Source organism: Halovulum sp. GXIMD14793 (genome assembly GCF_054457435.1).
Window position 1 is genome coordinate 53,631 of the sequence record NZ_JBTLNE010000015.1, and the last position, 10,748, is coordinate 64,378.

At 60.1% G+C, this 10,748-nt stretch carries 13 protein-coding genes; 5 read left to right on the forward strand and 8 right to left on the reverse strand.

From position 1 onward, the window contains the following. Positions 1 to 27: 27 nt before the first annotated feature. Both ACW9UQ_RS05980 and regB read right to left on the reverse strand, forming a co-directional pair. The gene (locus ACW9UQ_RS05980; protein WP_458930093.1) at positions 28 to 1,575 is read right to left on the reverse strand and encodes a PAS-domain containing protein; all 1,548 of its coding nucleotides are present in this window, start codon (positions 1,573 to 1,575) and stop codon (positions 28 to 30) included. Between the two features lie 96 nt (positions 1,576 to 1,671). Next, entirely contained in the window at positions 1,672 to 3,072 is a 1,401-nt protein-coding gene (gene regB / locus ACW9UQ_RS05985; RefSeq protein ID WP_458930106.1) for a sensor histidine kinase RegB, read from the reverse strand. Positions 3,073 to 3,173: 101 nt separating this feature from the next. On the opposite strand from regB, the gene ACW9UQ_RS05990 reads away from it, so the two are divergent. Further along, positions 3,174 to 3,773: an SCO family protein gene (locus ACW9UQ_RS05990; RefSeq protein ID WP_458930094.1), complete on the forward strand. Its 600-nt coding sequence runs from the start codon at positions 3,174 to 3,176 to the stop codon at positions 3,771 to 3,773. A gap of 224 nt (positions 3,774 to 3,997) precedes the next feature. Continuing rightward, positions 3,998 to 4,600 (forward strand): LolA family protein, encoded by a 603-nt coding sequence (locus tag ACW9UQ_RS05995; RefSeq protein ID WP_458930095.1) that lies wholly within the window; start codon positions 3,998 to 4,000, stop codon positions 4,598 to 4,600. Positions 4,601 to 4,678: 78 nt separating this feature from the next. On the opposite strand, the gene pip is transcribed toward ACW9UQ_RS05995, so the two are convergent. Further along, a complete protein-coding gene (gene pip, locus ACW9UQ_RS06000) occupies positions 4,679 to 5,656 on the reverse strand; it encodes a prolyl aminopeptidase (protein WP_458930096.1) in 978 nt (325 codons plus the stop codon). 56 nt (positions 5,657 to 5,712) lie between these two features. Here pip and ubiG point away from each other — a divergent pair, with 56 nt between their 5' ends. Continuing rightward, positions 5,713 to 6,456, forward strand: a complete 744-nt coding sequence (gene ubiG / locus ACW9UQ_RS06005; RefSeq protein ID WP_458930097.1) for a bifunctional 2-polyprenyl-6-hydroxyphenol methylase/3-demethylubiquinol 3-O-methyltransferase UbiG — start codon at positions 5,713 to 5,715, stop codon at positions 6,454 to 6,456. 45 nt (positions 6,457 to 6,501) lie between these two features. Here the strand turns inward: ubiG and ACW9UQ_RS06010 are convergent, their stop codons facing one another. The 3 genes from ACW9UQ_RS06010 to ACW9UQ_RS06020 are packed head-to-tail and all read right to left on the reverse strand — an operon-like array spanning position 6,502 to position 7,993. Beyond that, positions 6,502 to 6,957 (reverse strand): MarR family winged helix-turn-helix transcriptional regulator, encoded by a 456-nt coding sequence (locus ACW9UQ_RS06010; RefSeq protein ID WP_458930098.1) that lies wholly within the window; start codon positions 6,955 to 6,957, stop codon positions 6,502 to 6,504. A gap of 7 nt (positions 6,958 to 6,964) precedes the next feature. Then, positions 6,965 to 7,222, reverse strand: a complete 258-nt coding sequence (gene grxC, locus ACW9UQ_RS06015) for a glutaredoxin 3 (RefSeq protein WP_458930099.1) — start codon at positions 7,220 to 7,222, stop codon at positions 6,965 to 6,967. Between the two features lie 30 nt (positions 7,223 to 7,252). Continuing rightward, positions 7,253 to 7,993: a ComF family protein gene (locus tag ACW9UQ_RS06020; protein WP_458930100.1), complete on the reverse strand. Its 741-nt coding sequence runs from the start codon at positions 7,991 to 7,993 to the stop codon at positions 7,253 to 7,255. Positions 7,994 to 8,042: 49 nt separating this feature from the next. Between ACW9UQ_RS06020 and ACW9UQ_RS06025 the strand changes: the two genes are divergently transcribed. Then, the gene (locus tag ACW9UQ_RS06025; RefSeq protein WP_458930101.1) at positions 8,043 to 8,873 is read left to right on the forward strand and encodes a class I SAM-dependent methyltransferase; all 831 of its coding nucleotides are present in this window, start codon (positions 8,043 to 8,045) and stop codon (positions 8,871 to 8,873) included. Between the two features lie 49 nt (positions 8,874 to 8,922). After that, the gene (hemH, locus tag ACW9UQ_RS06030; protein ID WP_458930102.1) at positions 8,923 to 10,014 is read left to right on the forward strand and encodes a ferrochelatase; all 1,092 of its coding nucleotides are present in this window, start codon (positions 8,923 to 8,925) and stop codon (positions 10,012 to 10,014) included. Here the strand turns inward: hemH and ACW9UQ_RS06035 are convergent, their stop codons facing one another. Both ACW9UQ_RS06035 and ACW9UQ_RS06040 read right to left on the reverse strand, forming a co-directional pair. Then, positions 10,015 to 10,182 carry a hypothetical protein gene (locus ACW9UQ_RS06035; protein WP_458930103.1) on the reverse strand — a complete coding sequence of 56 codons (168 nt, stop codon included), beginning with the start codon at positions 10,180 to 10,182 and terminating at the stop codon, positions 10,015 to 10,017. 134 nt (positions 10,183 to 10,316) lie between these two features. Then, positions 10,317 to 10,748 (reverse strand): transposase (locus ACW9UQ_RS06040; RefSeq protein WP_458930104.1); only part of this gene is annotated, 432 nt, incomplete at its 5' end.

The window sequence follows — 10,748 nt, forward strand, 5'->3', positions numbered from 1 at the left end:
CCAGCGCGGCGGTGGCAAGGGCTGTGATTAGGAAACACTGCGCATCGGGCTGCTGGTGCTTGCAACTTGCGTGCTGGCCCCTTGCGGTTGTTCAGCCGCGCGGTTTTCGTGGTCGTGGAACATCAGCATTGCCGCGCCCCCGCTGAGCAGTTGAAAACGGCCATAGCGTTTCGCCCCGTTTTTCAGCGTGATTTTGGCCGTCCAGCTTTCTTCGCGGTTGGTTGCTGATTGGACGAAGCGTTGCAGGCGGATCCAGACATCATCGCACCGGGCCTGCTTGCGGAAGGTGCTGAGCAGTTGGTTCAGGGTCAGGGCGTCCAGCCCCGAGGACTCCTCAACCTGCCACATCTGCTCAAACGCAGCATTGGCCAAGATCATTGTGCCAGAGGTATCAATCACCGCCACCGCATCACCCAAGGCATCCAGCGCCCCTTGTCCCAGTTCGATCTCTTGACGGTAACGGCGCTCCAGGGTCAGGGCGCTGGTGATATCCTCGAACAGAAAGGCCAGCGCCCCATCGGGATGGGGGCGCCCTGTGATGCGCAGAACCTGGCCCGAGGGCAGGCTCCAATCCTCCTGAAACACGCCGCCTTCCAGACTGTCATCCAGTTCGGTCAGCCGGGCGCGCCACTGGGCGAAATCGCGCACTTCGGGCAGCATCCGGGTCTGGCGCAGGGCCTCAAGGAATTCGCGCAGGCTGGGCCGGGCGATCAGGGCGGCAGGATCAAGCTTGAACATGTCGCTGATGGCTGGATTGAACAGCGACAACCGACGCTCGCTGTCAAACACAGTCAGCCCAACTTTCAGATGCGCGAAGGTGTCGGTCAGCGAGGTCATGAAGCGCGACAGATTATTTTCCGCCCGCATCTGCTCATCCGCCGGATAGGCGGTGACCAACGTGGTATCGCCGCTGGTGCGGTGAACGATGCGCAGCCAATGGGTTTCACCGCCCGGCAGATCTACCTCAACCGGTTCGCTGGCCGGGGACTTCATAAGTGTAACAAGCTCCTGCGGCGCACGAACCTGATCGCAAAGCGCCCGGAACCGCCGGTTGGCCCAGACTTCCCGACCCTTGCTGTCCAGCTCCATCATTGCCAGCGGCACGCTGGCCAACCGGCGACGCAGCCGGTCGCGCTCTTGCATCAGAACCTCAAGCTGGGACTGAATATCGTAAAGCGCCTCGGAAATGGGCGAGGAGGCATGCACCGTAACTTCGGCCAGAATGCCATCGGGCTGTCCGGTGACGTGAACCAGATCGCCATCAGCGGCTTGCGCCACCTCGTCAAACCGGGTGCCGGTTTCGATCAACAATTGCAGGGAATGGCAAAGATGTTCTTCCTGCGGATTAAAAAGTGTCAAAACCTCATCCAGTGCGGCACCGCGCGGCAGCTTTGCCCCGAAAGGGCCCGTGCTTTCGCGCAGAAAGTCACCGTCAAAGATCAACTGACCCAACGGATCGCGTGCGTCCAGTCTGGGCTGCGCGGGGGTCTTGGTATAGGCCAGATAGGCCCCGATGATGGCGATCACCAGTGCCATCGCGGCCAGAACGGTGGGTAGGGAGAAAATTTCTGTCAAACCGGGTATATCCGCCAAGTTGCAAGCTGTCCTGAGCTGAAGAGACGCAGGTTCCACCAGCCTCGGGTCAGGATATTAACCACAGGTTAACGAAGGCTAGGAATTTATCAACTTTGAGTTGTTACCCAATGGACCACGCGATGTGCCGCGCGGAACTTCCAACACGCGCCGCTCCCATGCGATTTCGACAATTGCACCGGGGGGCGTTGCTGTCTCAGGCTCCGTGTCGTGCGACAAAGGGGTCAGCAGGCCGTTGGTGAAGGTCAGGCGCGCGCCGGTGCGTTCCAGCAGAGTTTTGGCAATGAACAGGCCTAGCCCCATACCCTCGTAGCCCGGGCGCGTTTTCTGTCGGCGGCGCACGAACGGATCGCCGATCCGGCCCAGCAGATCGGTTGGATAGCCCTTTCCATCATCGCCAACCCGCACCACCAGTTGCCCCTCCGTCCAGTCCAGATCAATCCAGACGGTGGTAATGGCAAAATCGACGGCATTCTGCACCAGATTGCGCAGACCGTGGATGATCTCAGAGCGGCGCGGCACGTCCGGTTCATGGGTTGCGTCATGCCCCAATATGCTGCCCTGAACACGGATAATCACCTCTTTGCCGCGATCAAGATGCGGTTCGGCGGCCTCGCGCATCACCGCCGAAAACGGTGCAGTCAGCACATGCCGATCCTGTTTGCCGCTGGCCCCCATCTCGGCCAGAATCAGACGGCACCGGTCGGCTTGTTCGCGGATCAGGTCGGCATCGGCCTTCAGATCTGGTTGATCGGCCAGTTCCTCTGACAACTCGCCCGAGGCCAGCTTGATCGTGGCCAGCGGCGTGCCCAGTTCGTGGGCCGCCGCCGCAACCACCCCCCCCAACGTGGTCAGACGCCGCTCACGTTCCAGCGCCAGTTGGGTAGCGGTCAGCGCTTCGGACATGGAATGCGCCTCGATACTGACGCGGCGGGCATAGACCGAGATGAAGACGATGGAGGTACCAAGCGCGGCCCACATGCCCCAGACCAATTCAGGCGCAACCAGAAGCTGTTGGCCGGAACTGTCATGCAGCGGCACATGAAAGCGCATCAGCAAGGTGATGACCGCCAGCGTGAACATGCCAAGGATCACCGTCGCGTCCAGGGTCAGAACCGTTGCGGCGATGATGGTCTGGGCAAGGATCATCACCGCAAACGGGTTTGTCAGACCGCCCGAAAGGTAAAGCAAGGCTGCCAGTTGCGCTAAATCGCCCAGCAGGGTCAGGGCCGCTTCGCGTTGAGACAGGCGCTTGGTTTCCGGATAAATCAGCGTCGCCGCAATGTTGTAAAGCGCGGACAACCCGATCAACAGGGCGCAGAGGTGCAGATTAAGTTCAATATCCAGCGCCAGGGGCGCGACGATCAAAGCCGCAGACTGCCCAGCCACCGCCATCCAGCGCAGATTGATCAGGGTCCGTACCCGCACCCAGTCGCTGCGGGCGCGGACGGACAGAAGATCGTGTTCGGCCATATTCATTGTGGTAGTGTTATCACCGGGCGGAATGCGCTCCAAGCTCTCTCGTAGACGTGACATTCTGCACGTTGCATTTGGCCGTGGTCCCTGCGCAAATTACGGCCATGACCAAAGCTTACGCGATCATTGCTGCAGTTGTTATGGCAGGTGTCCTAGGGATCACCGCGTCTTTTGCCTGGTTTGGCTTCTGGCGCCCAAACTGCAGTGTAGCGTCCTCAGGGGCGGATATTGGCGGTCCCTTCAGCCTGACGCGCCATGATGGTGTCGCGGTGACCGACAAGGATGTGATCGACGGCCTGACCTTGATCTATTTCGGTTATACCTATTGCCCGGATGTGTGCCCCGTAGACACCGCCCGCAATGTCGAAGCGATAGAACTGGCCGCTGAGCAGGGCGTGACCGTCAAGCCAGTGATGATCACCATCGATCCGGCCCGGGATACCGCAGAAGTGATGGCGGATTACGCGTCCTGGCTTCACCCCACCATGGTCGGCCTGACCGGAACCGATGAGCAGATCGCAGACGCTGTCAAAGCGTATCGTGCCTATCGCCAAAAGACCGGAGAGGGCGACGATTACCTCATGGCCCACACCAATTTCAGCTATCTGATGCACCCGGACAAAGGTCTGCTGACCTTCTTCAAAGGCGATGAAACGCCTCAAAAAATCTCCGATTCGGCCGCCTGCTTTGCAAAGCGGGACTGACATGGGGGCCTGCCTGATCCTGTAGGCCGTCATTCGACACAACGCCGCACTTTCGGGTTTGGTCGAATCGGACCGGCCCCGAAATCTGCCTCGGCCAGCGGATTGATCTGATCACAGAACCATATCCCTTCTGAAACCGACTGACATGAAACTGAGCGATTTATCGCCAATCTGTGACGAAACCCAGCGTGCATTGCCCGCACGCAAGAGATATAGTGAAAAACATGGAACGCAGAACTTTCATCACCGGTCTTGTCGCTCTGCCCGCGTTGTCGGGCCCGGCGCTGGCACAAAATCAGCAACTTCTGGGGCTGATCTCAAAATACCTCAATCAACTGGTCTCGATCCACGGGCGATTCACGCAGGTGAATGGCAATGGATCGCGGACGGGCGGCAAATACTGGCTGCACCGGCCGGGCCTGCTGCGGTTTGAATATGCCAATAAAGCGTTGGTGCTGGCCGATGGCGTGAATATCGGCATTCTGGACCCAAAATCGAACAAGGGCGCGCAGAAATACCCCATCGGCACCACGCCGCTGCGCTTCCTTCTGCGCCGCAATATCGACCTGACGCAGGACCGTCTGGTGTCTGCCGTGCGCAGCAAGGGCAATACGACCGAGATCGACCTGCGCGACCCGAAAAAGCCCCGCGATGGCTATATGACGCTCTACTTCCAGAACAACCCGGCACGCCTGTTGCGCTGGAAAACCACGGAAAAGAACGGACAGCGTACCACCGTCGTGCTGGATACGCTGGATCGGGTGAAGCCTCCGGCGCGCGGGCTGTTCAGTATCGAGGCCGCCGAACGCAAGATGTTCCGCAACTGAGCCTGGGATTTTGCCGCAAAACGGCGGCACTGCAGAGTGATCTCTGCCGTGCCGTGCTGACGATGGCCTTAGGCGGGCTTAAGCCCGCTGCACGCGATCCATGATCCCCAAAAGCTGTTCGGCAATTCCCGGTTCGGACAAGGCATGCCCGGCCTGCGTCACCATCAGCAATTCCGATCCCGGCCAAGCCTCATGCAGCCGGTAAGAGGTTTCGGGTGGGCAGATCATGTCATAGCGACCCTGCACGATATGCCCGGGGATATGGGCGATCCTGGGCATGTCCCGAAAGATCTGACCGTCTTCCTCAAGGAAGCCACCATTGGCAAAATAGTGGTTCTCGATCCGGGCAAAGGCACGCGCATAGCTGCCGGTCGCCCCACCACGATAGCCGTTCGACGCCAGAACGGCCAGTGCCCCCTCCCAGCCTGACCAGGCCCGCGCAAACTCGGTTTGCTCTTCGATATCGTCGCTGAACAGACGTTTGTGATAGGCTGCAATAAGATCACGACGCTCCGCCTCGGGCACCATTTCGGAGAACCGGCGCCATTGCTCAGGCCAGAACCTGCCGGCACCCCCGCCATAGAACCAGTCCAGCTCTTTCCGGGTCATGGCAAAAACACCGCGCAGGACCAGACGCTCGACCCTGTCAGGATGGGCCTGAGCGTAAATTAGCGCCAGCGTCGCCCCCCAGGAACCGCCAAAGACGATCCACTTATCAATACCCAGATGCTCACGAATGCGCTCAATGTCAGCGACCAGATCCCAGGTTGTGTTATTCGTGACACTTGCATTCGGGGTCGATCGTCCGCAGCCGCGCTGGTCGAACAGCACCGCGCGGTAATGCGCGGGATCAAAGAACCGCCGCATCCCGGGCGAGCAACCGCCCCCCGGGCCGCCATGCAGGACCACAACCGGATGCCCGTTGCGCAGCCCGCATTCCTCGACATACACCCGGTGACCCCCGGGCATGTCCAGCATCTCGCTGCGAAACGGCTCACGCGGGGGGTAAAGCCCGCGCTGCGGCGAATTGGCATTTGGTTCTGCGTGTTCCGGCATGAAAAGCGCGCTATATCTGGTTTATGCACAAGATACAGGCTTAGGGACGAAGCGCAATGACAGCAAACACAGTTGATAGCGAAGAAGTCGCCAAGTTCGAAGCGATGGCCGCCGAATGGTGGAATCCAAACGGTAAGTTCAAGCCGCTGCACATGCTGAACCCGACGCGACTGGATTACATCATTTCGCAGATCAGCGCAGAATTTGACCGCGATCCGGCGGCTGAGGAGCCCTTTGCCGGATTGCGTATTCTGGATATCGGCTGCGGCGGCGGTCTGCTGTGCGAACCCATGGCCCGCCTTGGGGCCGAAGTGGTGGGTGCCGACCCGGCAGAGCGTAACATCCCCGTTGCCCGCCTGCATGCCGAACAGTCCGGCCTGACCATCGATTATCGCCAGACCACGGCCGAGGCACTGGCCGCCGCGTCAGAGCAGTTCGACATCGTCCTGAATATGGAGGTGATCGAACATGTCGCCGACCCGCCCGCCTATCTGGCCGCCTGCCATAGCCTGCTGAAACCCGGTGGGCTGATGATCTGCTCAACCCTGAACCGCAATACCAAAAGCTATCTGATGGCGATCATCGGGGCAGAGCATGTGATGCGCTGGCTGCCCAAAGGAACGCATGACTGGCAGAAATTTATCACCCCGGATGAACTGTTTACACTGCTCGAAGGCGCAGGGTTGGAGCCAGTGGACCGCAAGGGCTTTGTCTTCAACCCACTGGGCTGGTCCTGGCGCATCTCTGACCGGGACCTCAGCGTGAACTACGTAACCGCCAGCCTGCGCCCCGCTGGCTGAAACACTGCGACCTTGCCCCGTAGGGTGGGTGAAACCCACCATAGGCTATCCTTTGCGCAAGGCCTGCCGCAAGACCCGCAAAAAGGGCAAGGCGGTGCGGATGGTATCAGGGCCAAGCTGGCTGACGATGGCGCGGAAATGCGGGGCGAGGGACTGGATCGCCTCATCCTGAATGCGCCGCCCGGCAGGGCTGATCGTGACCAGCTTGCGCCGCGCATCGTCCCAGTCCGGTGTGATGTGGACATACCCCGCACGTTCCAGTTTCCCCAGCGTGTTGGTGATGGCGGCCTTAGTGACATTGAACCGGCGGCTCAGTTGCACCGGCGTTTCAGGCGCTTGGGCATGCGCCAGAACATCCAGCACGGAAAACTGCGACAGTTCCAGATCCCTCGGCAGGGCCCGTTTCAGCCAGGCCCGGCTCAACTGATCCAGCGCTGTCACCTCGGCGAACAGGGTCAGGGCAAGCTGCTCTTCATTACCGGGTGCGTCTGGCCGGGTCATACTGGCGTCACAGCCCCAGCAGCGGGTCCAGCTTCCCGGCCCGGTCAAGCGCATTCATGTCGTCAAACCCGCCGATATGCTGATCACCGATAAAAATCTGCGGCACGGTGCGCCCGCCATTGGCGCGCTGGATCATCTCTTCCCGGCGTTCAGGCGACTGCATGACATTGATCTCGGAATAGCTGACGCCCTTCTGGGTCAGCAGGCGCTTAGCCGCAGCACAATAGCCGCAAATCGGAGTGGTATAGAGTTCAACGGTTTTCATGATAATGCCATCCAGCGGGTGTCAGACCCTTCATATAGAATAAAACCCCTCCCGCGCAACGCGCGCTGCGACCAGCACATTCACAGTTTCGGCACCCGCGGCGCGCAAGGTTTCGGCGCAGGCTGACAGGGTCGCGCCCGAGGTCATCACGTCATCAATCAACAGCACCGTGCGTCCGGCAATCGCGGGGATATGGCGCGGCCTGACGGCAAAAGCCCCGGTCTGGGTTTGAAACCGGGCCTCTCGGCTCATGCCTTCCTGCGCTTGCGTCCGGCGCTGTCGGATCAGAAGGTCCGGGATCAGGCGGGCATTGCCGCGCAAGGCGCGCTGCCGGGCCAGTTCGGCGGACTGGTTGAAGCGGCGCCTGGCCAGCCGTGTCCAGTGCAGCGGAACCGGGGCAATCACCTCGGCCCCGGCGATCACGTCGCTCCCTGCGCTGGCCATCCAGGCGGCCAGTGGCCGTACCAGATCAAGCCGGTCACCATGCTTCAGCGCCAGAACGATCCGTCGCCCTGTTCCCTCATAAAGCAGCGCGGCGCGCCCGCGATCCCAGGCCGGGGGATGCTGCAGACAGCCGTCACAGATCACTGTCTGCCCGGATGCCGCAACCTGAACCGGCGCACCGCAGCAATCGCAGATTGTCCCAGAAACAAAACGCGCCTCGGACCAGCAGGCCGGGCACAGACCATGCGGCGTATCCGTGGTGTGCTGGCACCCCGCGCATTGCGGCGGATAAAGCGCGCTTAGCAGTTGGCCCAATCCGGCACGCATTGCGAAACCCTTCCGATCATTCTAGACCATTGCGCGAAAAAGGACACGCATGACCCAGCCGCCCGATTTGTTTGACCGCAAGGCCTTGCATCTGCATCGCATCCGCGCTGCCAAAGCGCCGGTGACCGTGCTGCAGGATGAGGCCGTGCAGGAGGTCTCAGAAAGGCTCAGTGAGGTTAACAGGCAGTTTACATCGCCGGTGATCATCGGGCCGACCGCGCAGATTTGGGCAGAACACCTGCAATTCGATACCTGCCTGTGTCTGGCCGATGATGATGTTCTGGACCTGAAGGCCGGGGCGCATGATCTGGCGATCCACGCTCTGTCCTTGCATCACATGAATGATCCTGTTGGTCAGCTGATCCAGTTGCGTCGGGCGATGCGCCCCGATGGGCTGATGCTGGCCCTTTTGTTCGGCGGCGGCACATTACAGGAGTTGCGCAGCGCCCTGGCGGAGGCCGAGGTTGCACTGCATGGCGGCCTTAGTCCGCGGGTCACGCCAATGGGCGATTTGCGCGATCTTGGGGCTTTGCTGCAACGGGCAGGCTTTGCCCTGCCGGTGGCGGATACGGTGCCTTTGCGACTGGCCTATCCCGATCTTGCCACACTGGTGCGTGATCTTCGGGGCATGGGCGAAACCAATTGCCAAGCCGCACGTCTGCGGTCCGGGGCAGATCGCAACCTGTTTGCCATGGCCGAGGATATCTACCGCCGAAATTTCGCGGATGCCGAGGGCCGCTTGCTGGCGACCTTTGAGCTTGTGGTCCTGACCGGCTGGGCCCCGGCATCGGATCAGCCGCAGCCACTGCGCCCCGGCTCTGCCACGGCGCGGCTTGCAGATGTGCTGGGCGCGACCGAGCACCGCATGCGTGACGATTGACCTTGCCGGTCACACCCCTAATCTCCCAGCAAAGCCAGAGGAGCCAGCCATGACCACGCCGACCCCAACCCAGATGGTACAGCCGGGCCACGGCCGCCTGACACATGCCGGCTCCGATCACCCCGCGGTGCCGCCGGTGAAAACCGGGTTGCTGTTGGCCAATCTCGGCACGCCGGATGCGACAGATTACTGGTCGATGCGGCGCTACCTGAACGAGTTTCTGTCCGACCAGCGCGTCATCGACTATCCGCGCTGGAAATGGCAGCCGCTTTTGCAGCTGATCATTCTGACCAAACGGCCGTTTTCCTCGGGCGAGGCCTATCGCGGGATCTGGAACAATGAACTGGACGAAAGTCCGCTGTTGACCACAACACGCGCGCAGACAGAAGCGATGCGGGAAAAGATGCATGCGCTTTACGGCGATCAGGTCGTGGTCGATTTCTGTATGCGGTACGGAAATCCCTCAACCGAAAGCGTGATCCGCAAGATGAAGGATCAAGGGTGTGAGCGGATCGTGTTTTTCCCGCTCTATCCGCAATATGCAGCCGCGACCACCGCCACGGCAAATGATCAGGCGTTCCGGGCGCTGATGAAGATGAACTGGCAGCCAGCGATTCGCACCGTCCCCGCTTATTTCGAACATCCGCTCTATATTGATGCTTTGGCCAAGAGCGTCGAGACAGCCTATGAAGGTCTGGACACACGCCCTGATATTCTGGTGACCTCCTACCATGGTGTGCCAGAGCGCTATCTTATGGAAGGCGATCCCTATCACTGCCAGTGTCAAAAAACCACGCGCCTGCTGCGCGAACGGCTTGGCTGGGACGCAGAGGATATTCGCGTCACCTTCCAGTCGCGTTTCGGGCCAGAGGAATGGCTGAAGCCCTACACGGTGGACGAGGTCGCGCGTCTGGCAGAGGCTGGCAAGAAGAACATCGCCATCATGGCACCTGCGTTCTCTTCCGATTGTGTTGAGACGCTGGAAGAGATTCAGGAAGAGATCAAAGAAAGCTTTGATAAGGCCGGGGGCGAGACCTTTACTTACATACCTTGCCTGAACGACGATGCCTTACATATTGACGCGCTTACCGCGATTGCCCGGCAGGAGTTGTCGGGATGGGTCGAGCCGACGGGCGGCTGATCAGGCAGTTGCAACCTTCAGATCGTTATCCTTTGGCAGATCCCGGCTGACCGGCTGGCCGACATAGTAGGATTGCCCAACACGTACCATCACGCGTCCGTCCGCATATTTGCGAACGAATTCGCCCTGAATTGAGATATGGCTGGCCGTCTGGATGGTCCGCAACATGATCTATACTCCCATAGCGCTGCCTTTTGGTGGCGGCTGCAACCCTAAGTGTAAGGCCGCCGGATCAGAATGCAATCAATCTGTTAAGAAAACGTATCGTTTTTGTTCCAGCGCTGCACTAGAGCACCGTCCATTTAATCTGCAACATACCCGGCAGCCTTGAAGAGATTTCGGCACTCGTCTGGTGGGAAGAGGTCGCATGTTTGTGCAACGGATTTGAAAAGCGCTTCGAAGGTGCGGGCCTTGAGCCTTCGGAGGTGTGCCTTGAGTTTCGAGTATGCCATTTCGATTGGGTTGAGGTCGGGCGAGTACGGCGGCAGAAAGAGCAGCCAGTTGCCTTGTGATTTCAGAACCTCTTGCGCATGGGCCGATTTGTGAGAAGACAGGTTGTCGGCAATCACCACATCGCCTGGCTGTAGTGTCGGTGCCAACTGTGTCTCTATGTAGAGGTCGAACGCGGCACGGTTCATCGGGCCATCCAGCACCCAGGGCGCGCTGAGTTCGTCGATCCGCAGGCCTGCGATGAAGGTTTGCGTGCGCCAATGGCCAAAGGGCGCGTCTGCTTC